The sequence below is a fragment of the Neorhizobium alkalisoli genome, assembly GCF_007829835.1.
Lineage (GTDB): Bacteria > Pseudomonadota > Alphaproteobacteria > Rhizobiales > Rhizobiaceae > Neorhizobium.
Window position 1 is genome coordinate 153,968 of sequence record NZ_VIWP01000005.1, and the last position, 22,597, is coordinate 176,564.

At 60.7% G+C, this 22,597-nt stretch carries 18 protein-coding genes; 5 read left to right on the forward strand and 13 right to left on the reverse strand.

Annotated features, from left to right (window positions below; all coding sequences use genetic code 11):
- Window positions 1–62 precede the first annotated feature (62 nt).
- Window positions 63–1,436 (reverse strand): GH1 family beta-glucosidase, encoded by a 1,374-nt coding sequence (locus FHW37_RS19855; RefSeq protein WP_145639578.1) that lies wholly within the window; start codon window positions 1,434–1,436, stop codon window positions 63–65.
- A 386-nt stretch (window positions 1,437–1,822) separates the two neighbouring features.
- Here FHW37_RS19855 and FHW37_RS19860 point away from each other — a divergent pair, with 386 nt between their 5' ends.
- From FHW37_RS19860 to FHW37_RS19870, 3 genes are read left to right on the forward strand one after another with little or no spacing between them, the layout of a single operon-like run.
- Window positions 1,823–2,530 (forward strand): gluconate 2-dehydrogenase subunit 3 family protein, encoded by a 708-nt coding sequence (locus tag FHW37_RS19860; protein WP_145639579.1) that lies wholly within the window; start codon window positions 1,823–1,825, stop codon window positions 2,528–2,530.
- 5 nt (window positions 2,531–2,535) lie between these two features.
- Window positions 2,536–4,305 carry a GMC family oxidoreductase gene (locus FHW37_RS19865; protein ID WP_145639581.1) on the forward strand — a complete coding sequence of 590 codons (1,770 nt, stop codon included), beginning with the start codon at window positions 2,536–2,538 and terminating at the stop codon, window positions 4,303–4,305.
- An 11-nt stretch (window positions 4,306–4,316) separates the two neighbouring features.
- Window positions 4,317–5,630: a cytochrome c gene (locus tag FHW37_RS19870; RefSeq protein WP_145639583.1), complete on the forward strand. Its 1,314-nt coding sequence runs from the start codon at window positions 4,317–4,319 to the stop codon at window positions 5,628–5,630.
- 102 nt (window positions 5,631–5,732) lie between these two features.
- Here the strand turns inward: FHW37_RS19870 and FHW37_RS19875 are convergent, their stop codons facing one another.
- Window positions 5,733–6,374, reverse strand: a complete 642-nt coding sequence (locus tag FHW37_RS19875; protein WP_145639584.1) for a TetR/AcrR family transcriptional regulator C-terminal domain-containing protein — start codon at window positions 6,372–6,374, stop codon at window positions 5,733–5,735.
- A gap of 66 nt (window positions 6,375–6,440) precedes the next feature.
- Here FHW37_RS19875 and FHW37_RS19880 point away from each other — a divergent pair, with 66 nt between their 5' ends.
- Window positions 6,441–6,833, forward strand: coding sequence for a hypothetical protein (locus FHW37_RS19880; protein WP_145639585.1), 393 nt, complete (start codon window positions 6,441–6,443; stop codon window positions 6,831–6,833).
- Between the two features lie 33 nt (window positions 6,834–6,866).
- On the opposite strand, the gene FHW37_RS19885 is transcribed toward FHW37_RS19880, so the two are convergent.
- The 6 genes from FHW37_RS19885 to FHW37_RS19915 all read right to left on the reverse strand — a co-directional run bounded on the left by FHW37_RS19885 (window position 6,867) and on the right by FHW37_RS19915 (window position 14,810).
- The gene (locus tag FHW37_RS19885; protein WP_145639587.1) at window positions 6,867–8,042 is read right to left on the reverse strand and encodes a Gfo/Idh/MocA family protein; all 1,176 of its coding nucleotides are present in this window, start codon (window positions 8,040–8,042) and stop codon (window positions 6,867–6,869) included.
- A gap of 73 nt (window positions 8,043–8,115) precedes the next feature.
- Window positions 8,116–9,174 (reverse strand): sugar phosphate isomerase/epimerase family protein, encoded by a 1,059-nt coding sequence (locus tag FHW37_RS19890; RefSeq protein ID WP_145639589.1) that lies wholly within the window; start codon window positions 9,172–9,174, stop codon window positions 8,116–8,118.
- 217 nt (window positions 9,175–9,391) lie between these two features.
- Complete coding sequence (locus tag FHW37_RS19895; RefSeq protein ID WP_145639591.1) at window positions 9,392–10,357, reverse strand: substrate-binding domain-containing protein; 966 nt, start codon at window positions 10,355–10,357, stop codon at window positions 9,392–9,394.
- Between the two features lie 240 nt (window positions 10,358–10,597).
- Window positions 10,598–11,602, reverse strand: coding sequence for an ABC transporter permease (locus FHW37_RS19900; RefSeq protein ID WP_145639592.1), 1,005 nt, complete (start codon window positions 11,600–11,602; stop codon window positions 10,598–10,600).
- Window positions 11,603–11,828: 226 nt separating this feature from the next.
- The gene (locus FHW37_RS19910) at window positions 11,829–13,355 is read right to left on the reverse strand and encodes a sugar ABC transporter ATP-binding protein (protein WP_145640146.1); all 1,527 of its coding nucleotides are present in this window, start codon (window positions 13,353–13,355) and stop codon (window positions 11,829–11,831) included.
- A 522-nt stretch (window positions 13,356–13,877) separates the two neighbouring features.
- Window positions 13,878–14,810, reverse strand: coding sequence for a LysR family transcriptional regulator (locus FHW37_RS19915; protein ID WP_145639595.1), 933 nt, complete (start codon window positions 14,808–14,810; stop codon window positions 13,878–13,880).
- A 71-nt stretch (window positions 14,811–14,881) separates the two neighbouring features.
- Here FHW37_RS19915 and FHW37_RS19920 point away from each other — a divergent pair, with 71 nt between their 5' ends.
- Entirely contained in the window at window positions 14,882–15,268 is a 387-nt protein-coding gene (locus tag FHW37_RS19920; RefSeq protein WP_246690842.1) for a DUF930 domain-containing protein, read from the forward strand.
- Between the two features lie 58 nt (window positions 15,269–15,326).
- On the opposite strand, the gene xylA is transcribed toward FHW37_RS19920, so the two are convergent.
- The 5 genes from xylA to FHW37_RS19945 form a co-directional block, all read right to left on the reverse strand.
- A complete protein-coding gene (gene xylA / locus FHW37_RS19925) occupies window positions 15,327–16,637 on the reverse strand; it encodes a xylose isomerase (RefSeq protein ID WP_145639598.1) in 1,311 nt (436 codons plus the stop codon).
- 247 nt (window positions 16,638–16,884) lie between these two features.
- Window positions 16,885–18,339, reverse strand: coding sequence for a xylulokinase (gene xylB / locus FHW37_RS19930; protein WP_145639600.1), 1,455 nt, complete (start codon window positions 18,337–18,339; stop codon window positions 16,885–16,887).
- A gap of 62 nt (window positions 18,340–18,401) precedes the next feature.
- Entirely contained in the window at window positions 18,402–19,427 is a 1,026-nt protein-coding gene (locus FHW37_RS19935) for a LacI family DNA-binding transcriptional regulator (RefSeq protein WP_145639602.1), read from the reverse strand.
- Window positions 19,428–19,633: 206 nt separating this feature from the next.
- Window positions 19,634–21,235, reverse strand: a complete 1,602-nt coding sequence (locus FHW37_RS19940; RefSeq protein WP_145639604.1) for a DHA2 family efflux MFS transporter permease subunit — start codon at window positions 21,233–21,235, stop codon at window positions 19,634–19,636.
- Between the two features lie 63 nt (window positions 21,236–21,298).
- Complete coding sequence (locus tag FHW37_RS19945; protein WP_145639606.1) at window positions 21,299–22,492, reverse strand: HlyD family secretion protein; 1,194 nt, start codon at window positions 22,490–22,492, stop codon at window positions 21,299–21,301.
- Window positions 22,493–22,597 lie beyond the last annotated feature (105 nt).

Here is a 22,597-nt window from a genome sequence, read left to right on the forward strand (position 1 = left end):
TTGACAGGGATGGAATTTCAATTATCGGCCAATCGGGAAAAATCCTTCTCGCAACTGCGAAATCAGCCCCCGATATGGTTGCCTTTCGGAAATTGGGCGGCGAGTTCCCGGTACCATTTTCCGCTTTTCTTGATCGTCCGCTCCTGCGTCTCGTAATCGACATGGACGAGACCGAAGCGCATCCGGTAGCCTTCCGCCCATTCGAAATTGTCCATCAGGCTCCAGGCAAAATAGCCCTTCATCGGATACCCGTCCTTGATCAGGTCGGCGACGACCGAAAGGTGGTCGACATAATAATCGAGCCGCATCTGGTCATCGATTTCGCCATTCACGATCCCGGTATTGTCGCAGGCGCCGTTTTCGGTGACGTAGCAGTCCGGTAGGTCGTAACGGCGGTAAAGCTCCTCGACCAGCGACTTCATCGCCGGCGAAAAAACCTCCCAGCCGATATCGGTGACCGTTTTGCTCACAAAAGCTGCCGCCTTCGTCGCCGGATATTCCGCGCCTTCCGTCGTGTCGGCGGTCACGCGCATCGGCGTGTAATAATTGAGGCCCCACCAGTCGAGCTTCTGGCCGATGATTTCAAGATCTCCCGCCTCGACCGCCGGCATCCGCCCGCCGAGCGCCTCCAGCAAGGAGGCCGGATATTCCTTCTTGAAGACCGGACCGAAAAACGCGCCGTTATGGAAGTCGAAGGCGCGCTCAGCGGCAGCCTTGTCTTCCGTGCTGTCCGATCCTGGAATGACCGAGTGGGCATTGAGCACCAGCCCCACCGGCACGTTCGGCGTCACATGCCGGATCGCCTCGACGGCGAGCCCATGCGCGAGATTGGTATGGTGCATGGCGGCAAGCGCCGCCTCCATGTTCCGCTCGCCCGGCGCATGCAAGCCGTAGAGATGCGAAAGCCAGACCGAGCACCAGGGCTCGTTGAAGGTTGCGACCGCATCCAGCCGGTCACCGAGCCGCGCCATCACCACCTTGGCGTAACGCTGGAAGGCATAGGCCGTGGAGCGCGCCGCCCAGCCGCCATCACCCATCAACGCAAGCGGCAGATCCCAGTGATAGAGCGTCGCATAGGTCTTGATGCCGCGCGCCTTGCAGCCGTCGATCAGGCGGTCGTAGAAATCGAGCCCCTTTTCATTGATCCGGCCGGTTCCTTCAGGGATGATCCGCGGCCAGGCGATCGAAAACCGGTAGGCCTCGACACCCATGTCCTTGATCAGATCGAGATCGCTTTCCCAGCGATTGTAATGGTCGCAGGCGACATCGCCATTGTCGCGATTGTGCACCCGCCCCGGCATGTTCGAAAACGCATCCCAGATCGACGGTTTTCGCCCGTCCGCCTTGGTAGAGCCCTCGATCTGGTAGGAAGCGGTGGCCACTCCGAACAGGAAATCGCCGGGAAAACGGGAGGCTAACGAGCGGGAATCGGTCATGGCAATGATCCTTCAGGCGCCTTGATATCGAGCAACTCGAAGATTTTCGAACTATCGACAATCCGCATACCAGACATGCGACATTTTTTCACTTGTAATTGGCGTATTCGAGATAGCGGACCTCTATAGCCTTGAAAAGGCCCGGAAAACGCCGCAAAGCGCTTTGTTTCAAGGAAAGCCGGATAAGTGAACTATTTTACTCACATTTTCCGCCGGAAACGTAAATTCAGCCAAGAATTGGCGCTAGGCTGATAAATTCAACTAAACCGACCTTGCGAGCGTGAGAACTGAGGCGTACAGCCGCTGCGTCATATTGTCGTGCGCTAAAATGCCATGAGACGTTTTGAAGCGACACGATCCTCCCATTTGACGCAAGGAGCATTCCAATGAGAGACCTTCCGGGCTTGCCCTCCCGCCGCACCTTCCTGAAGGCGTCGGCAGCGAGTGCAGCAGTCGCCGGCGTAGCCGCCGTGTCGATGCCAGCCGAAGCGGCTGCACCGGCACCGACGCCCCTTACCGAATACAAGCCGGACTGTCTTAAGCCCACGGAGTGGGCCTTCGTCATGGCAGCGGTCGCACGATTGATCCCCTCGGATGGCGATGGCCCCGGCGCGATCGAAACCCGCGTGCCCGTCTTCATCGACAAGCAGCTTGCCGGCGACTTCGGCAAGGCTTCCGACTGGTACATGGTCGGACCGTACGAGCCGGCAGCAAGCCCGCTGCGTGGCTGGCAGACGCCGCTCAACCCGCTGGAAATCTACCAGCAGGCCATCCCGGTCTTCGACGACTGGTGCAAGGCGACCCACGGCAAGATCTTCGCCGAACTTGATGCGGCAACGCAGGACAAGGCGCTGACCTCGCTCCAGAAGGACGAGATGAAGATCAAGCCGGAACTGCGCGAGTTCTTCGGCATCCTGCTTGCCAACACCAAGGAAGGCTATTTCGCCGACCCGATGTACGGCGGCAACCACGGCATGGCTGCCTGGAAATATATCGGCTTCCCGGGCGCCCGCGGCAGCTACAAGGAATGGGTAGGCAAGCATAACGTGAAGTATCCGCTCGGCCCCGTCTCGATCTCTGGCGAAAGGGGCTAACGATTATGGCACGTACAGAAAAGAAGAAAGACGTCGTTCTCGTCGGCTTCGGCTGGACCGGCGCGATCATGGGCATCGAGCTTGCCAATGAAGGCCTCGAAGTTCTGGCGCTGGAACGCGGTCACGACCAGGCGACCGTTCCGGACTTCCAGTACCCGGAAATGATCGACGAACTGAAATACGGCATCCGCTACGGCATGATGGAAAAGCCGGCAAACACGACGGTCACCATCCGCCGCTCGCTGGATGAGACCGCCCTGCCTTACCGCAGCCTCGGCACCTTCCTGCTGGGTACCGGCGTGGGAGGCGCTGGCACGCACTGGAACGGCCTCAACTGGCGCCCGATGCAGTCGGAATACCACCTGAAGTCCTACGTGACCGAAAAGTTCGGTGCAGGCGTCATGACGGAAGACATGACGATCCAGAACTATCCGGTCACCTATGACGAGCTGGAACCCTTCTTCGACCGTTTCGAAAAGGTCGCCGGCATTTCCGGTCAGGCCGGCAACGTCAAGGGCAAGATCGTCGAAGGCGGCAACCCGTTCGAAGCTCCGCGTTCGGACGACTACCCGATGCCGGCAATGCCCTCGACCTGGGACGGCGTAAAATTCCGCGATGCGGCCAAGGCTGCGGGTTATCACCCGTTCCCGTCGCCGGGCGGCATTGCCTCCAAGGACTATGTCAACGAATACAACATGCAGATGGGCCCGTGTAACCACTGTGGTTTCTGCGAGCGCTACGGCTGCTACAACTATTCGAAGTCCTCGCCGCAGACGGCCATCATCGATGCCCTGAAGCGCAAGAAGAATTTCGAATACCGCGTCAACTCGGAAGTTCTGCGTGTCGAAAAGGCCGCCGACGGCAAGACCGTCACCGGCGTCACCTATTTCGACCACAAGACGGGCGAGGAAGTGTTCCAGCCGGCAGACCTGGTTATCCTGACCGCGTTTGCACTGAACAACGTCCATCTGATGCTCGTTTCGGGCATTGGCCAGCCTTACGATCCCGTCACCAATGAAGGTGTCGTCGGCCGTAACTATGCCTACCAGATCACCGGCGGCTACACGCTGTTCTTCAAGGACGAAAACTTCAACCCCTTCATCGGCACGGGCGCCAACGGCTTCTGCATCGACGATTTCGGCATCGACAATATCGATTTCGCCAAGGAAGGCTTTATCGGTGGCGCCTACTGGCGTGCCGGCCAGACCAATGGTCAGCCGGGCCACACGATGGCGCTTCCGGCAGGCACCCCGTCCTGGGGCGCGGGCTGGAAGAAGGGCATTGGGGAATGGTACGGCCATTCGATGAACATCGGCGCCCACGGCTCCGTCATGTCCTATCGCGGCCACTATCTCGATCTCGACCCGACCTACAAGGACCGTCACGGCCGTCCGATGATGCGCATGACCTATAACTGGCACCCGAACGAAATCCGCCAGACGCAGTTCATGAAGTCGAAGATGGAACCGCTCGCCAAGTCGATGAACCCGACCACGCTGCAGGAAGGTTTCAAGAAGGAAGGCGCCATGTTCGACGTCCGTCCTTACCAGACCACCCACAACACGGGCGGCACCGTCACCGGCTCCGACCCCAAGACCTCGGTTCTGAACCGCTACCTGCAGTCCTGGGATTGCCATAACCTGTTCGTCATGGGCGCCAACGTCTTCCCGCAGAACACGCAGTACAACCCGACCGGCATGGTCGGTGGCCTCGCCTACTGGGCGGTCCACCACATCCGCAAGGATTACCTGCCCAATCCGCGGCCGCTGGTGTGAGGAGACAGACGATGAAAACCTTTTTCCGTATCATCGGCACGCTCGTCGTGCTCGGCGTCGTCGCCCTTCTCGCCTTCATCTTCGTGCCGGTGCAGCGCACCGGCCCGGTCACCCAGCTTGCCGCCGACTTCAAGCCGGCCAAGGGCCAGGGTGAATATGTCATGCGCGCCGGCGACTGCATGGCCTGTCATACGTCGGAGGGCGGCAAGCCCTTCGCCGGCGGCCGTGCGATCAACAGCCCGATGGGCGTGATCTACACGACCAACATCACCCCGGACAAGGAAACCGGCATCGGCACCTGGTCGCTGGACGATTTCCGTGCAGCGCTCTATGACGGCGTCGACAAGGAAGGCCACCACCTCTACCCGGCCATGCCTTACGACAGCTATCGCAAGCTTTCGGAAGAAGACGTCGTGGCCCTCTACGACTACTTCATGAAGGAAGTTCAGCCGGTCAAGGCTGAGGTTCCGGAAACCAAGCTGGCCTTCCCGTTCAACATGCGCTTCGGCCTCAGAGCCTGGAACTGGCTCGCTCTCGGCGATGCCGGCTTCAAGCCGGATGCCAGCGAGGACGCCATGTTCAACCGTGGTGCCTATCTGGTCGAGGGTGCAGCCCACTGCGCCGCCTGCCATAGCCCGCGTAACCTGATGATGATGTCCTCCGGCACCAATGCCAAGGATGCGGCCTTCCTGTCCGGCGGCGAGATCGACGGCTTCACCGCCCCCGATCTGCGTGGTCCGCAGAGCGGCCCGCAGCAGTGGACGACCGAGCAGCTGGCAGAATATCTGCTGACGGCCCGTAACGCCCATTCGTCGGCCACCGGCGAAATGGCGCTCGCGATCCGCGACTCGCTGCAATACCTGACCAAGGACGACGCGATGGCGATCGCCACCTACCTGCGCAAGATCGGCGCCGGCAAGGGTGCTGCTCCCGTCGCCGAAAAGGCCGAGGTCACCCCGACACAGACCCTGCTGACGGATGCCAAGCCCGACATGCCGCTCGGTCCGCGCCTCTACCTCGACAACTGCGCCGCCTGCCATATCGTCAACGGCAAGGGTGCGGGCGAAACCTTCCCGGCACTCGACGGCAACTCGCTCGTCACCGCCAAGTCGGCCAAGGGCCTGATCAGCGTCATCCTGCATGGTGCCGAACTGCCCTCGACGGAACGGCGCCCGATGAAACTGCGCATGCAGGGTTACGACGACCGCCTCTCCGACGAGGAAGTCGCAACGCTCGCAACCTTCCTGCGCGACGGCTGGCACAACAAGGCTCCGGCCGTGACCGCCGCCGAAGTCAAGGCCGTCCGCGACGAAGCCCATCATTGATGGATTCGCCCGGCGCTGTGAAAGCGCCAGGCGATCGGACAAAGAAAAACCCCGCTGCGGCAACGCGGCGGGGTTTTCTGTTTGGATCGGGGCTGAAACTCGTCAGCGACAGTGGCCACCATGCTTTTCGATCAGCGGCCGAACGATGAGATCGACCCCGAAACGGAAACGCGCATCCTGATCCGGCTCCAGCAGCTGCCCCCAGATGGCCGCGACATGCGGATAGCGATCAAGATCGGGCGGCATCAGCTTTTCCGCCATCGGATGCTGCCCCGCTTCCGGCCTGCTCTGTTCGGCGAGTGCCTGTTCCTCGATCACGAAACCCAGCACGAAATAAAGGAGCGAGGTGAGGCCGCGGAAAGCCGATTGCCCATCCAGCCCCGCCCGCAACAGCGCAGCCGACGCAACCTCCCCGACCAGCATGGCATTCGGCCGCGCGATGAATGTGCCGGCATAGACCCGTGCCCCATCCCGCCGCGACAGGAAGGCCTGACGAAGCGCGATCGCAAGACTTTCGAGCGTTTCAGCGGCGTCACCCCTATCCACCATCTGCGCTGGAACATTGTCCAACAGAGCTTCGGCCATGTCGTCGAGCAGCGCCTGCTTATTGGGAAAATGCCAATAGAGGGCCGGCGCCTGCACGCCCAGCGCATCCGCAAGCTTGCGCATCGTCAGCCCTTCCAACCCTGCTCTGTCCAGAAGGTCCAGCGCCGTCCGGACGATAGTCTGCTTTTCCAGCTTCATGCGAATCTCCTTCTTGCCAACTTAACACCGTTAAATTAATTTAACGGTGTTAAGTTGGAGGCCATCATGAAATTGGACACTGAAAATTTCCCGCTCGTCTGGCTGCGCGAACATGAAGACGAGCACGATCATAATGATGAAAAGGAAATTGCCGCCTTCGAGGCGCTGCTGCACCAGAGCAGGCCATTCGCGATCATCGTGGAAAAGCCACCGCAATTCCTGCCGAAGGATCGGCTGTATCCCGAGGAAAAGGTGAAACGCGCAAAACTCTTCAAGTCACACCGGGCCGACCTGTCGCGTCTCTGCGTTGGCTTCATCGTTATCATGCGGGAGACGCCGCTCTCGCTGCCAGTGCGAAAAGCGGTCGAAGGCCTGACGGCCGCCATGGGCGTGCCACTGAATTTCGCTGCCGACGCCATGACCGCTGAAGCGATCGCAAGGGAGCGCCTGCAGGTGTGAGCCCAGCAGGCGATCTCTCTTGCAAATTTGAAGTCAGGAAAGCTTCACCCAACCACCATTCTTCTTCGAAGACGCCACGCAGGCTTCCACGAAAGCCACGCCCTTCACCCCGTCATCGACGGTCGGGTAGATCACGGCCTTGTCGACCGCCACACCCTTCTTGGCCGCGTTGATCGCATGCGCAGCCTCGGTATAGATCGTCGCAAAAGCTTCGAGATAACCTTCCGGGTGACCCGACGGGATGCGGCTGACGCGGCCAGCCGCAGCCCCTGCCCCGGCGCCATTGCGGGTGATCAGCCGCTTCTGTTCGCCGAACGGCGTGAACCAGAGATAATTCGGGTTTTCCTGCGCCCATTCGATACCGCCCTTGGTGCCATAGACACGCAGGCGAAGGCCGTTTTCATTGCCTGGCGCGACCTGGCTGCACCAGAGCATGCCCTTGGCGCCGCCTTCGAAGCGCAGCATCACATGCGCATTGTCATCCAGCCTGCGGCCCTCGACAAAACTGTCGAGATCGGCGCTAAGACTTTCCAGCGAAAGCCCGGTGACGAAAGAGGCAAGATTATAGGCATGCGTTCCGATATCGCCGGTCGAACCGCCGGCGCCGGACTGTGCCGGATCGGTACGCCAGACGGCGCCCTTGGCACCGGTCTGCTCGACAGCCTCGGTCAGCCAGTCCTGCGCATATTCCACCTGCACGACCCGAAGCGTGCCCAGTTCGCCATTGGCGATCATTTCGCGCGCCTGCCGCACCATCGGATAGCCGGTATAGTTATGGGTGAGGATGAACAGCGCACCGCTGTCGTCGGCCGCCTTCTTCAGCTTCTTCGCGTCAGCCAGATTGGAGGTCAGCGGCTTGTCGCAGATCACATGAATACCGCGCTTCAAGAATTCTTTCGCCGCTTCGTAATGCACATGGTTCGGCGTGACGATCGACACCGCCTCGATCCCGTCCTTCAGTCGCGCCTCGCGGATCGCCATCTCCTTGTAGGAGGCATAGGTGCGCGACGGATCGAGCCCCAGTTCCTGCCCCGATGCCATCGCCTTTTCCGGCGTCGAGGACAGAGCGCCGGCAACCAGCTCGAACCGGTCATCCAGCCGTGCCGCCATCCGGTGCACTGCACCGATAAAGGCACCCGAACCGCCGCCCACCATGCCGAGCCGGATACGGGCCTCGCGCGCTGCTTCCTGTCTGCCTTCGATCGTCATCAAAAATCTCCCTGCAATCTTTCTACCGCACAAAAATACCCTCCTCTGTCGATCGGCAAAGGAGGGCCTGCTGTTAACGCGACAGCCCGAGCATCCGCCTGTTCGCCGCCTCGTCGGTGCCGCCGGAGGCGAAATCGTCAAACGCCTTTTCGGTGACCTTGATGATATGCGCCCGCACGAATTCCGAACCTTCGCGCGCACCGTCCTCGGAGTTCTTCAGCGCGCATTCCCACTCGACCACGGCCCAGCCATCGAAATCATTGGCGGTCAGCTTCGAAAACACCGCCCCGAAATCCACCTGCCCGTCGCCAAGCGAGCGGAACCGGCCAGCGCGGTTCACCCAGCCCTGATAGCCGCCATACACGCCCTGCCGCCCGGTCGGATTGAACTCCGCGTCCTTGACGTGGAACATTTTTATCCGGTCTTTGTAGATGTCGATATTGTCGAGATAATCGAGGCATTGCAGCACGTAATGCGACGGATCGTAGAGCATGTTGGCGCGCGGATGGTTTTTCACCCGCTCCAGGAACATCTCGAACGTGACGCCGTCATGCAGGTCTTCGCCGGGGTGGATCTCGTAGCAGACATCGACGCCGTTTTCGTCGGCGTGGTCGAGGATCGGCTTCCAGCGTTTTGCCAGCTCGTCGAAGGCGGTCTCGACAAGGCCGGCCGGGCGCTGCGGCCAGGGATAGAGATAGGGCCAGGCAAGCGCGCCGGAAAAGGTCGCATGCGCCTTGATGCCGAGATGTCTTGACGCCGTCAGCGCCATCTTCACCTGATCCACCGCCCATTCCTGCCGGGCTTTTGGATTGCCGCGCACTTCCGGTGCGGCAAAACCATCAAAGCCTTCGTCATAGGCGGGATGAACGGCAACGAGCTGGCCCTGAAGATGGGTCGAAAGCTCGGTCACCTCGATGCCGTTCTGCCGGGCTACGCCGGCGAATTCGTCGCAATAATCCTTGGAGGTCGAGGCTTTTTTCAGGTCGATCAGCTGGCCGGCCCAGGTCGGCACCTGTACGCCGATATAGCCCTTGTCGGCTGCCCATTTGGTGATCCCGTCCCAGGAATTGAACGGCGCCTCGTCGCCTGCAAACTGGCCGAGAAAGATGGCCGGGCCCTTGATCGTCTTCATGAAAATCGTCCTCTTCACAGATTTGGAATGTCAGCGAGATCGCCTCCACACCTCATTCCTGTGCTTGTCACAGGAATCCAGCAACCGCGCGTCTGCGCGGTGAAAGACTCTATTCAGCCCAAGGACTTGGGCTGGCTGGATCCCTGTGACAAGCACAGGGATGAGGTTAGGAGGGTAAGGCGCCTATCGTAGAAAACAACAGGCGCCACTACGTTTCTCAGAACGGCGAATCCGGGAAATAGAACCCCTTCGCATTCTCCTTGGTGACCAGCGTCGCATCCAGAATATAGCTGCCGGAGACCGGAACCTGATCGTAGAAGTTCGCCGCCGTCAGCTGCAGCGCCGTTCCAACCATCGCCGGCGGATACAGCACGTCGACGGGGATCATCTTGTCGCCATCCATGACCTTCTTGACCATGTCCTTGGAGCCGGCGCCGCCCACGACATATTTGATATCCGTGCGCTTGGCCTGCGAAATGGCTTCCAGCACGCCGACCGCCATGTCGTCGTCCTGGCACCAGACCACATCGATCTTCTGGTACTTGGTCAGAAAGTCCTGCATCACCTTGAACGCATCGTCGCGGCTCCAGTTGCCGAACTGGCGATCGAGGATTTTGACCTTCGAACCGGCAATGCCCTTGTCGAAACCGTCCTGGCGCTGCTGGTCGATCGGGATCGGCAGGCCGCGGATGATGACGACCTGCGCATCCGGCGTCGTCTTGGCAATGTATTTGCCGGCGACTTCGCCGAGTGCCGGGTTGTTGCCGGCCACATAAAGATCGCGGATCGTGCCGTCATTGACCGAAGGCGCGCGGTCGACCAGCGCCACGAATTTTCCCGCATCCTTGACCTGCTGGATGGCGTTGACGAGCGGATCCGGATCCGATGGCAGGATGACCAGCGCATCGATGCCCTGTACTGCAAGATCCTGCACCGCATTGGCCTGGCTTGCCGCATCCGGCGACGTCTTGACGATGACATTGAGCCCCTTGTGCTCGGCCATCAAGAGCTTTGCGACGCGCTCTGCGTGATAGACCACGCCACCCGTCCAGCCATGGTCGGCAGCCGGAATGGATACGCCGATGGTGATCTTCTTGCCTTCCTGTGCAAGCGCCAGGCCGGGGGCTGCAACGGCGGCGGCAACAAGGCCCGCCGCACCAAGCCCGAATGTTCTTCTCTGCATCTTCTCTCTCCCAGTGTTTTAAGGGGTCTCCTCCAGAACCGGACACGCCCCAGACGTCCGGCCGATTTTTATGCTTCATCGGTGGCAGCCCCTCATCCGGCTGCCGCCACCTTCTCCCCGCATACGGGGAGAAGGGATATGCCGTGCCCTCTCCGCTCTGCCGCCACCCTCTCGTCGGGCAAGTCCCCTCTCCCCGTCAAAACGGGGAGAGGGTTAGGGTGAGGGGCAGACGCAGCGTCATCACCTCCGCATCAGCGACCTTTGCACCAGCATGGCGATGATGATGATCGCCCCCTGGATCGCCCCAATCAGGTATTCGCTGACAAAGTTCGAAAGCAGCATGATATTGCCGACGATTTCCAGAATGAACGCGCCGCAGACCGTTCCCCAGATGCGGCCTACCCCGCCCCTCAAGGCCGTGCCGCCGACCACCACAGCGGTGATCGCCTGCAATTCCCACAGAATGCCGGTCGTGGCCGAAGTCGAGCCAAGCCGCGGCACATAGATCAGCACCGCGACGGCCACACAAAGTCCCTGCACGACATAGGCGATGGTGCGCACCCGATTGACCTTGATGCCGGAATAACGCGCCACATCCTCGTTCGAGCCGGTGGCCAGCAGATGGCGACCGTAACGGGTGCGATAGAGCACGAAGGCTGCAATCGCGGCAGTGACGAAAATCGCGACGATCGGGATCGGCACGCCCAAAAGATTGCCGAAATAGACCGGCCGGTAGAGTGCCTGCAATTCGCGGTCTTTCAGCGTGATCGCGCCGCCTTGAGACAGCCAGGTGGTCAGTCCGCGAAAAATGCCCATCGTGCCGAGCGTGGCAATGAACGGTTCGATCTTGCCGACGGTGGTGATCAGCCCGTTCGCCAGCCCGCAGGCAGCGCCCAGAACGAGCGCCAGCAACATGGCGCAGGCGAGCAGCAGAACCGGATCGGCAATCGCCCCGGAATTCAAAAACAGGATCATCAGGCTCGCCACGAAGGCGACCATCGAGCCGACCGAAAGATCGAGCCCGCCCGACGAGATCACATAGGTTGCCCCGAGCGCGATGATGGCGACGAAGGCGCTGCGGGTAATGACGTTCAGAAGATTGGCGACAGAGACGAAATTCGGATTGGCGAAATAACCAAGCACGAGAAGAAGTGCGAGCGCGATGAAGGGTGCGACGGCGGCAAGATCCCAGTCGCGCGATGTCTTTGGCGTTTTGGCCGGCGTCTGGCCGGTGACTGCGCTCATGACGCGGCTCCCGTATGGCTAAATATTCTAGGGGATGCCTTGGGGGAAGAGCCGAAAGCGATGTCTCCAACCTCATCCCTGTGCTTGTCACAGGGATCCAGCCAGCCCAAGTCCTTGGGCTGAAAAGGCCCTTTCGCGTCGCAGACGCGACGCTGCTGGATTCCTGTGACAAGCACAGGAATGAGGGAGGGTGTGTCGCGCTCACCGTGCATCCGCGCCCTCATCATCATGCCGCAGCCCCCGTAGTGACGCCGGTGGCAAGCGCCACGATCGTATTCTCGTTCATATCCTCTCCCGTCACTTCGCCGACGATCCGGCCCGAACGCATCACCAAGATGCGGTCGCAGATACCGATCAGTTCCGGCATTTCGGAGGACACGACGATGATTGAACGCCCCTCTTCGGCCAGTCCGGCGATGAATTTGTAAATCTGTTCCTTGTTGCCGATATCGATGCCGCGGGTCGGCTCGTCGATGATGACGACCTGCGGATCGAGCAGCATCATTTTCGCGATCAGCAGTTTCTGCTGGTTGCCGCCGGAAAGCTGGCCGGCCAGGATTTCCTTTGTACCAGTGCGGATGTCGAATTCGCGGATCGCCTCGTCCAACGCCTCGCGCTCGCGTTTGGCGTCGATCTGGAAACCGCGGATGAATTTGCCGAGCGAGGCGAGCGTCAGGTTGACGCGCAGGTCCTTGGACAGCAGCAGGCCCTTGCCCTTGCGGTCTTCCGAGAGATAGGCAATGCCCGCTTTCAGGCTCGCATGCACTTCGGCAAAACGCACCGGCTGGCCATTCAGCCGGATCGTCCCACGCCCCGGCCGCAGACCGACCACACCTTCCATCAGCTCCGTGCGACCGGCTCCGACGAGACCCGCGAAACCGAGAATCTCTCCCTTGCGCAGTGTGAAGGCCGCATCGCTGGCATAACCGGGCACATTCATGCCCTCCACCTCCAGCGCGGTCTCGCGGGCCGCCTCCGCATGCCGGTCGGGATAAAGTTTTGCGACATCACGTCCGACCATCAGCCGCGCCATGTCGGCCGGCTGTAGCTCGCTCGCCGCTTGAGAAGTAACGAGCCTTCCATCACGCAACACCGTCACCCGGTCGGCAATCTCCTTCACCTCCGGCAACCGGTGCGAAATGTAAAGCACGCCAACGCCTCTGGCGCGGATATCGCGGATCACCTTGATCAGCGCATCCGTCTCATGCGGCGTCAGCGACGCCGTCGGCTCGTCGAAGATGACGATGCGATGCGGCACCAGCAAAACACGCGCGATCTGCACCAGTTGCCGCTGGGCAATCGACAGGCGCGAAACGATCGTGTTCGGATCGATATCAGCGCCGAGATCGCGGATCGCCTTCGCCGCACCCTCGTTCATCGCCTTGTCGTCGAGCGTCAGGCCACGACGGATCTCCCGGCCGAGAAAGATGTTCTGCGCCACGGTCAAATCGGGTGCGAGCAGGATTTCCTGATGCACCAGCACGATGCCATGATGTTCGGCATCGACAGGACCGGAAAAGCTGACCGGCTGACCGTCGATCGACATTTCGCCGCGCGTCGGCTGGTGATTGCCGGCCAGAATTTTCATCAATGTCGATTTGCCGGCGCCGTTTTCGCCGATGATCGCATGCACCTCGCCGGCATGGACGGCAAGGTCGATATCGCGCAGCACCTCGACAATGCCGAATGTCTTGGAGAGCCCTTTTGCGGAAAGCAGCGGCTGGGCCGGACTTCCGGGCACGGAACCATTCATATCACGAGACAAATGATTGGCCGGCACGCCTTTGCCGGGCGCGTCAGTCATGACAAGTCTCTGAAATGATTGACGCGGACGCGATCTCACGCGAAATCGCAATCCGAACGCCAGCCTCCTCGCAAGCGATCGAATTCACAGAAAAATCCTCCCGAAACGAAAGCTATCGGAGATTCTGAGGTACGTAAACAGCTTTTGCTGAATTGACGCGGCCGGTCACTCGGGTTTGTTTTCAAGCCGCCAACAACATCGGACAGGGCGATCAAGAATTATCTTTCGTCAATCCCGGATATCCACAGACCGTGCCAAATCGAAACAGATGAGCACAAGTTTCGTTGACAAATTAGTGAATGCTAATAATTTGAGCCCGAGGCGCGGGATGGCATCGGGCTCGGCGAGGCGGACCACACACGAGTAGACGTCGGGCCCGAGAGCGCTTTAAAAAAATCGAACCTGATTTCACCGGATGCGGATGGCTTGCGATGGCAGGCCGGCCGTTAATTCCGATGAATAGGCAGATTATCAGGCTTCGGGCGCTTCGGCGCCAACCCACGTGTCTGAAGCGAGCAAGGTTTTCACAAGCGACCGGATGGTCGAGATACAGGCTTCCTTGGCCGACGTCTCCGGCCTGCCCCGATGGCTGCAGAGCGCAAGCGTCCGCCACAATTGCGGTTCGACGATCGGGCGGATGACAAGGTCGGCTGCCCGCACATCATGCGAGACCAGAAGCGGCGAGGCGATGGTTGCGCCTAGGCCTTGAAAAAGAGCCTCCTTGATCGCCAGCCCCGAGCCCGGCTGCATATGGGCCTTCGCCTCGATCTTCTTCAGCCATGCATGTTCGCCGGTCAGCGCCCGCATCCCCTCGCCCTGACGCGGCAGGATCAGGGGAATGTCGAGCACCTCCTTCAGGCTGATCGGATCCGCCCCCTCCGCAAGCATGTTCGGCAGCCCCATACAGAACAGGCGCTCGCGTAGCAGAGGCCGGCAATCGAGCTGCGGATGCGTGACCGGATTGAAGGCGATGGCGAGATCGAATTCGCCTTCCAGGATTTCCACCAGCCGGTCGCTCGGAACGCTGTCGCTGATCGAGAGATCGACAAGCGGAAACTGCGCCGACATCGCGCTCAAAAACGCACCACCGAATGCGGCGACGGCAGACGATGCCATGCCGACGCGAAGCACACCTGAGACCGGCGCCGTCGTGCCGAGCATGTCCGCACGCGCCGTCTCGACGGATCCCAAAATTCCGCGCGCATGCAGGATCAGCCGTTCGCCGGCCGATGTCGGGCGCATGCCGCGCGGAACACGGTGAAACAGCAGCGTGCCGAGCTCCGCTTCCAGATTGGAGAGATGCAGGCTGACTGCGGAGACCGCCAGACGGCCACGCTCTGCCGCAGCGGAAAGACTGCCGGCTTCATAAACATGCACGAAGAGTTTGAGCTGATGCAGATCCATTCCAAAATCCAGAAACCTGCATTCTTCTTATTCTAATTTTCAGAAAGATGGCCAGACTTTATCCAGAGGCCATGACCAAGCCTTCTCTCCTTGCGGCATGCGCCGCGTGCTTCATCGCCTCCACACTGCCGCTCAGCGCCCTCGCCGTCGACCAGAAGATGATCCAGCAGCTGAAGCGGCTGAAACCCGTCGATCAGCTGGAGCAGCGCTGCGATACGGAAGGCATGGAGAGGCTGAAGGCCGACAAGGTGATCGCCTACACGTTCGGCCGACCGGTTTACGAACCGACGCATATCGAGGCAAAAGGCGCGGTGTTCCGTCGCAATGGCGAATGGTACAAGCTGGCCTATCGCTGCACCGTGAGCGCGGACCGGATGACGGTGCTCGCTTTCGATTTCAAGCCGGGCGAACGCATCGCTCACAAGGACTGGCCGCGGCTTTATCTTTACCCGCCCTGAACACGAGCGGGTTTGACCGGCCGGAGCGCAAAAACTCCGGCCGATCGGTTTTATCGCATCAAACGTAACGGTTGACGACGTTTTCGAGATATTCCTGACGGCCGGACTTCGGCTGCGGGTTGATATCCTGCTTTTCGACCCAGCCTGCGATATCGTCCAGCTTGTACTCGCCGCGCAGCATCTTCTGGTATTCCGGGCTGTCCCACTTCGAATAACGCTCGCTGAGCGGCTTCGACAGCGCGCCATCCTCGACCATCTTGGCAGCAGCCTTCAGGCCACGGGCGCAGCAATCCATGCCACCGATGTGACCGATCAGCAGATCGGCCGGATCGATCGACTGGCGACGCAGTTTCGAGTCGAAATTCGTGCCGCCCGTGGTGAAGCCACCAGCCAGCAGGACCTGGTAATAGGCCAGCGCCATTTCCGGCACATTGTTCGGGAACTGGTCGGTATCCCAGCCGGACTGGTAATCGTTGCGGTTCATGTCGATCGAACCGAAGATGCCGAGCGCCGAGGCAAGCGCCAGCTCGTGCTCGAACGTATGGCCGGCAAGGATTGCATGGCCCTGTTCGATATTCATCTTCACTTCGTTCTCAAGGCCGTATTTCTTCAGGAAACCGTACACCGTCGCGACGTCGTAATCGTACTGGTGCTTGGTCGGTTCCTGCGGCTTGGGCTCGACGAGGATCGTGCCCTTGAAACCGATCTTGTGCTTGTATTCGACGACGAGATGCAGCATCCGCGCCATCTGGTCGAGCTCGCGCTTGAGATCGGTATTGAGCAGGGTTTCATACCCTTCGCGACCGCCCCACAGCACGTAATTGTCGCCGCCGAGCTTCATCGTCGCGTCCATGCAGGTCTTGATGGTCGCGGCCGAATAGGCAAACACATCCGGATCCGGATTGGTCGAGGCGCCCGCCATGAAACGGCGGTTGGAGAACAGGTTGGCCGTGCCCCAGAGCAGTTTCACGCCGGTCTGCTGCTGTTTTTCGCCGAGATAATCGACGATCTCGTTGAGGTTCTTTGTGCTTTCGGCAAAATTCTTGCCTTCGGGGCGCGCATCCGCATCGTGGAAGCAATAGAAGGGCGCGCCGAGCAGCGAGAACATTTCGAAGGCAACATCCGCCTTCAGTTTCGCCTTGCTCATCTCATCGCCATACCAGGGACGATCGAACGTGCGGCCGCCAAACGGGTCGCTGCCTTCCCAGGCAAAGGAATGCCAATAGGCGACGGCAAACCGCAGGTGATCTTCCATCCGCTTGCCGGCGACGATCTCGTCGGGATTGTAGAAGCGGAAGGCCAGCGGATTGGTGCTGTCCGGCCCTTCATACTTGATCTTCTGAATGTCTCCGAAAAACCCTGTGCTCACTATATTCCTCCTTGGTGAGTGTGGTTTGTAAGAATTGAGATACGTACCTCAAATTGATGTGCAGCTTGACCGGCAAAGGCCCCGCGTTGCGCTGATCGTGTATCCTGCCCCTCATCCGCCCTGCCGGGCACCTTCTCCCCGCAAGCGGGGAGAAGGGCACGAATGGCTTACTCCCCGGCCCAATCGGGGCAAGTCCCCTCTCCCCGCAAGCGGGGAGAGGGTTAGGGTGAGGGGCAACCTTGCAATCTCAGCCCGCCAGCCCGCGGATCGCCGGATAGGCGGCGCGGTAACGCTGATACGCAGCCTCATAAGCATCCGTCAGCCCCGTAACCGGATCGATCGTCTCATCCGTCTTCGGTGCCGAGCAGACGGCCACCGGATCGGCACCCGTTGCGGCGATCAGACCGAGACGAGCAGCCCCGAAGGCCGCGCCGAAATCGCCATCGGCCGGGATATCGACCGGAACACCGAGCGAGGTTGCGATCGACGAGAGCCAGTAGCGTGAGCGCGAACCGCCACCGATTGCGGTGACGCGAGAGATCGGCGTGCCGGCCGATTTCAGGGCCTCAAGATTGTCGCGGATGGCGAAGGTGACGCCTTCCAGCACCGCCTGGGTCAGCACCGCGCGGCTCGATTCATGCTCAAGCCCCAAGAAGGCGCCGCGGATGACGGCATCGTTATGCGGCGTGCGTTCGCCCGAGAGATAGGGAAGGAAGGTGACACCAGTCGGGGCCTTGAGCGCGTCTCCGACCTCGCTGACAAGATCAGCGGCCGAATGGCCCGTAACCTTTGCATGCCAGTTCAGCGCATCGGTTGCCGACAGGATGACGCCCATCTGGTGCCATGTCTTAGGCAGCGCGTGGCAGAAGGCATGCACGGCGCTTTCCGGCTTCGGCAGATAGCTGTCGGTCGCGGCAAACAGAACACCCGACGTTCCGAGCGACACGAAGGCCGAACCATGGCTGACCGTACCCATGCCGCAGGCCGAGGCCGCATTATCGCCGGCACCGCCGGCAACCACGGCCTTGCCGGAAATGCCCCATTTCGCAGCAAGCTCGGCGCGCAGCACGCCGGCCTCATCCGTGCCTTCGACGAGTGACGGCATCTGCTTTTCGGAAAGATCGGTCGCGGCCAGAAGCTCATCAGACCATTTACGCGCACCCGTATCGAGCCAGGACGTGCCGGCGGAGTCGGACATTTCCGAAATATGCTCGCCGGTCAGCCACAGGCGCAAAAAGTCCTTCGGCAGAAGAACCTTGGCAACCTTGGCGAAGATCTCCGGCTCGTGTCTCTTCACCCAGGCCAGTTTTGGCGCGGTGAAGCCGGGGAACACGATATTGCCGGTGATCTTGCGGAAACGCGGATCAGCATCCAGTGCGGCCGCTTCATGGAACGAGCGCGTGTCGTTCCACAGAATGCAGGGGCGCAGCACCTTGTCCTCGGCATCGAGCAGTGTTGCGCCATGCATCTGGCCCGAAAGGCCGATGCCCCTGACGGCGGAAAGCTCGGCCGGGAATTTTGCCTTCAGCCCGGCAATCGCCTCTTCGCTGGCGCGGATCCAATGGGCCGGATCCTGCTCCGACCAGCCGGAATGCGGGCGCGACACGTCGAGCGAGCCGCTCGCCGAGCCGATGATCTTCTGATCGCCATCGATCAGCATCGCCTTGACGCCGGATGTGCCGAGATCGAGACCGAGATACATATGCCTTCTCCTGTTGCTGCCACCTTTGGGCGGCCGGTTGTCGTCTGTACGGACGCATGCCCTCAGGGCAGATTGTCCTTCAAGAATATGTCGATACGAATGCGTTCCTGCGCGGCAATCACCGACAGTCCATCCGCCTTGGATTTGAGCACCCGAAGCGCGCTCCTGACTTCATGACCTGCATCCTGGTTGAGTACGGCATCGATCAGGCCTTCGGAAAGTGCCGCTCGGGCCGAACTGGTGAGCTCATGGGCAATGACCCTCGGCCGCCGCTCCGCCTTCATGTCGCGCAGCGCCCGGATCAGGCCGCGATTGCCGGCGCCGAGACTGTAGATACCGGCAATATCCGGATGCCGCGCCAGCGCGGAAGAGACGAGCTCGCCGGCAAGTGTCGCATCGTCGCGCGCTTCCATCACGGGCAGGATGGCGAGTTTTGGATAATCCTCGGCGAGAACGGAGAGAAAACCTTCCAGCCGCTCGCGATGGTCGCGCAGCAGCATGGATCCGGCAAGCACGGCAACCCGCCCTCCCTTTCCGTCGAGAAAGCGTCCCATCAGGCCCGCGGCCGTGCGCCCCGCCGCCTGGTTGTCTATGCCGGCATAATGGTCGCGGGCCGAGCCCGGCAGATCCGACACCAGCGTCACCACGGCGACCCCGGCCTCCTTCAGCCGCTGCGTCATGGCCCGCACCGACGGCGCATCCACTGCAACGAAGGCTATGCCTGCCGGCTGTTCCTCAAGCACGGTCTCGAGCGCGGCAACCAAAGCCTCGGCATCGAAAGGCGGCACGGTCAGCGTACGGATCAAGACCCTTTCGGCCCCCGAGCGCGCCATTGCCAGACGCACCTCGTCGCGAAGGCCGATCATGAAGGAATTGTCGTTGTCCGGCAGGATGAAGGTGAAGGAATAGGTGCGACCCTTGGCAAGGTTCGCAGCCGCCACGTCGCGCACGTAACCGAGCGACGAGATCGCCTCCTCCACCCTTTCGCGGGTGATGCTGCGCACGCCCGGCCGGCCGTTCAGCACCCGGTCCACGGTCGCCAGACTGACGCCCGCGCTGCGGGCTATGTCATGGACGGTCGGCTTCATGATTTCCTCCGCAGAGGGTGGTATCGCAGTTATTGAGGTACGTAAATCAGAAATTTTTCGATGAAAGCAATTCCAGTCGAAGCGCGACCCGTTTTACGCCCGGACTTGCATCGGAACAAGGAGCTAGGATGCTTCCATGCGGAAAGGGCCGCCGCTTGTGCGACGACCCCTTCGGCGGTGGTTTCCGGAATAAGGTTCGGGTCTGGTCAGTGGCCGCCGCCACCGCCTCCTCCACCCTGGGGCGCTGGCTTTGCGATCATGCCGACGCCGAGGATCATGGCAGCGAAAAGCACGGTCAGGATCATGAAGACATCGCTGAAGGACATGACCACAGCCTGCTTGGTGGCAAGCTGCACCATCTGTTTCAGGGCTCCGGTCGTGCCATCCAGCCCGACCGCATTGAGATTGGCGGCCATGTTGTTCAGCTGATCGACGGCGGCCTTTTTGCCCCAGTCCATCGATTCACGCAGGCGCTCGTAATGCAGGTCCTGGCGGTTGGACAGAACCGTGCTGATGATCGCAAGACCAACGGCACCGCCGAGGTTACGGGTCAGGTTGAACAGGCCGGACGCGCCGCGGATACGGGCCGGCGGCAAGGTGCCGAGCGCGATATTGTTGATCGGCACCATACACATCATAAGACCGAACCCGCGCAGGATCTGCGGCAGGAAGAGTTCGTAAAAGTCCCAGTCCTGGGTAATGCCGGTCATGATATAGGTGCCGGCGGCAAAGCTCAGGAAGCCGATCACCATCATCAGCCGCAGATCCAGCTTCGTCGACAGCCGCCCGGCGATCGGCGCGGTGAAGAACATTGCCAGACCCGACACGAACATCGTCTCGCCAATCATCTGGCTATCGTAACCACGGATACGGCTGAGATAGACCGGATAGATATAGGTGAGGCCATAAAGCCCGATGCCCATGACGAAGGAAAAGATCGAGCCGAAGGCAAAGTTTCGGTTGCTGAACGCCGTCAGGTCCACCACGGGGAAAGACACCGTAAAGGCGCGGTAGAAGAACACGATACAGCCGATGCCGGACGCGATCGCGCCCAGTACGATCATGTCGTCATTGAACCAGTCGTTCGAATTGCCCTCTTCCAGCACATATTCCAGCGCACCGAGGAAGACGCCCATGGAGATGAGGCCCCACCAGTCGAACTTCTTGAACAGCGACAGTTCCGGCTTGTCGAAATCGATGAAATTCCAGGTAACGATCGTGACGATGATGCCAGGAATGATGTTAACGAGGAACAGCCAGTGCCAGGAAAAGGCATTGGAAAGATAACCGCCGACCGTCGGGCCGATGGTCGGCGCCAGCGTCGCGATGAGGCCGATGATCGGCGAGACGATGCTGCGCTTCGACGGCGGGAAAATGGTGAAGGCGGCCGCGAAGACCGAGGGGATCATGCCACCGCCGATAAAGCCCTGGATGGCGCGGTAGACGATCATCTGGTCGATATTCGTCGCCGTCGCGGCAAGCGCCGAGGCTGCGGTGAAGCCAGCGGCCGAGAAGGCGAAGAGATAACGTGTCGAGATGATCCGGGCGAGCGTGCCCGAAAGCGGGATCATGATGACTTCGGCGATCAGATAGGCGGTCTGCACCCAGCCGATCTCGTCCGAACCGGCAGAGAGGCCGGCCTGAATTTCGGCAAGGGAAGCCGAAACGATCTGGATGTCGAGGATCGACATGAACATGCCGAGCACCATCGCGAAGAAGGCGATGAGGCGCTTCGGATCCATGCTGTCATCCGCCTTGGCCGGAGCCGCGGGGATCGATCCTGCCGTTGCTGTTGCGCTCCCGGCCATGGGACCACCTTCCGCCCTCCACGAGGAGGGCTCTTATCAAGAATGGGCTGATGCCCGGCGCCGTTAGTTGGACGGCGCCGTGCGGGTATCGACGTCGACGACGACACTCAGGCCCGCGCGCAGGCGGCCGGTATCGAGGGCGTCCTTCGGCAGCGCGATGCGAACCGGCACGCGCTGGATGATCTTGGTGAAGTTGCCCGTCGCATTTTCAGGCGGCAGCAGCGAGAACACGGCACCGGAAGCCGGCGCGATCGACTGCACGGTGCCGATGATCGGATCGTCGCTATAGGCGTCGACATGCACCTTGACCTTCGAGCCCGGAACCAGATGCTGGATCTGGGTTTCCTTGAAATTGGCGTCGATATAGAGTTCGCGGCTCGGCACCAGCGCCATCAGCCGCTGACCGGGCGAAACGAGATCGCCTTCCTGTACCGAACGATTGCCGACGATACCGTCATAAGGTGCCTTCAGCACGGTGAAGGACAGGTCGCGGGCAGCCTTGTCGCGCTGCAGTTCGAGCGTCCGGACCTGGCCTTCCGCTTCCTTGCGCTGCGCTTCGAGGATGGTGATATTGGCTTCGGCCGACTTGATCGCAGCGTCGCCGCCGACAAGATTGGCCTTGGCCTGATCGAGCGCGACATTGGCGCTATCGAGATCGGCAGCGGTGCCGACAGACTTGGCAGCAAGTTCCTGCTGCCGCTTCTGGGTGATCTCGGCACCGCGCACCGAAGCCTCGAGCGCGACCTTGGAGGCCTGCGCCTGAGCAAGACTTGCCTTCGCGCCATCAACCTGTGCGTCGATACGGCTGAGCGACAGCTTTTCGGTGTCGATGGCCGCATTCGCCTGGTCGAGCGCGTTCTGGTAATCGCCATTGTCGAGCGTGACGAGCACGTCGCCGGCCTTGACCTGCTGGTTGGCGACGACATTCACCTTCGAAACGAAAGCGGTCACCTTCGGCGAGATCGTTGCGATATCGCCTTCGATATAGGCGTCATCGGTGGAAACCATGAAACGGCCGGTCGTCCACCATTCGTAACCATACCAGGCACCACCGGCGAGAAGGGCGAGCACGACGATCGGCAGAACCACGCCGCGCTTTTTCTTTTTCGGCTCGGCTGCCGGCTGGGCGGCGGGCGGCGGGGCGGCAGCAGCGGGCTGATCTGTCGCAGGCGCGGTCTTGCGCGCTTCGTTTTCAGCGAGATTGGCGTCTTTATCGCTCACTGCGCGCAAGGCGCCCGCATTCTGGGAGGCCGTCATCTTATTATAACCATCAAAAGAGGCATGTTTGATCGAACCGTTCAGTTCGATGGCGTTGACATAGAGGGTTCCATGTCACATATCAAGTGCAGATCGAACCGATCG

Bases quoted from the DNA above. Each gene is read 5' to 3' on its own strand.
- FHW37_RS19855 (WP_145639578.1), bottom strand. From the start codon at position 1,436: ATGACCGATTCCCGCTCGTTAGCCTCCCGTTTTCCCGGCGATTTCCTG.
- FHW37_RS19865 (WP_145639581.1), top strand. From the start codon at position 2,536: ATGGCACGTACAGAAAAGAAGAAAGACGTCGTTCTCGTCGGCTTCGGC.
- FHW37_RS19910 (WP_145640146.1), bottom strand. From the start codon at position 13,355: ATGAATGGTTCCGTGCCCGGAAGTCCGGCCCAGCCGCTGCTTTCCGCA.
- FHW37_RS19870 (WP_145639583.1), top strand. From the start codon at position 4,317: ATGAAAACCTTTTTCCGTATCATCGGCACGCTCGTCGTGCTCGGCGTC.
- FHW37_RS19940 (WP_145639604.1), bottom strand. From the start codon at position 21,235: ATGGCCGGGAGCGCAACAGCAACGGCAGGATCGATCCCCGCGGCTCCG.
- FHW37_RS19915 (WP_145639595.1), bottom strand. From the start codon at position 14,810: ATGGATCTGCATCAGCTCAAACTCTTCGTGCATGTTTATGAAGCCGGC.
- FHW37_RS19875 (WP_145639584.1), bottom strand. From the start codon at position 6,374: ATGAAGCTGGAAAAGCAGACTATCGTCCGGACGGCGCTGGACCTTCTG.
- FHW37_RS19900 (WP_145639592.1), bottom strand. From the start codon at position 11,602: ATGAGCGCAGTCACCGGCCAGACGCCGGCCAAAACGCCAAAGACATCG.
- FHW37_RS19895 (WP_145639591.1), bottom strand. From the start codon at position 10,357: ATGCAGAGAAGAACATTCGGGCTTGGTGCGGCGGGCCTTGTTGCCGCC.
- FHW37_RS19920 (WP_246690842.1), top strand. From the start codon at position 14,882: ATGACCAAGCCTTCTCTCCTTGCGGCATGCGCCGCGTGCTTCATCGCC.
- FHW37_RS19935 (WP_145639602.1), bottom strand. From the start codon at position 19,427: ATGAAGCCGACCGTCCATGACATAGCCCGCAGCGCGGGCGTCAGTCTG.
- FHW37_RS19885 (WP_145639587.1), bottom strand. From the start codon at position 8,042: ATGACGATCGAAGGCAGACAGGAAGCAGCGCGCGAGGCCCGTATCCGG.
- xylB (WP_145639600.1), bottom strand. From the start codon at position 18,339: ATGTATCTCGGTCTCGATCTCGGCACATCCGGCGTCAAGGCGATGCTG.
- FHW37_RS19860 (WP_145639579.1), top strand. From the start codon at position 1,823: ATGAGAGACCTTCCGGGCTTGCCCTCCCGCCGCACCTTCCTGAAGGCG.
- FHW37_RS19945 (WP_145639606.1), bottom strand. From the start codon at position 22,492: ATGACGGCCTCCCAGAATGCGGGCGCCTTGCGCGCAGTGAGCGATAAA.
- FHW37_RS19890 (WP_145639589.1), bottom strand. From the start codon at position 9,174: ATGAAGACGATCAAGGGCCCGGCCATCTTTCTCGGCCAGTTTGCAGGC.
- FHW37_RS19880 (WP_145639585.1), top strand. From the start codon at position 6,441: ATGAAATTGGACACTGAAAATTTCCCGCTCGTCTGGCTGCGCGAACAT.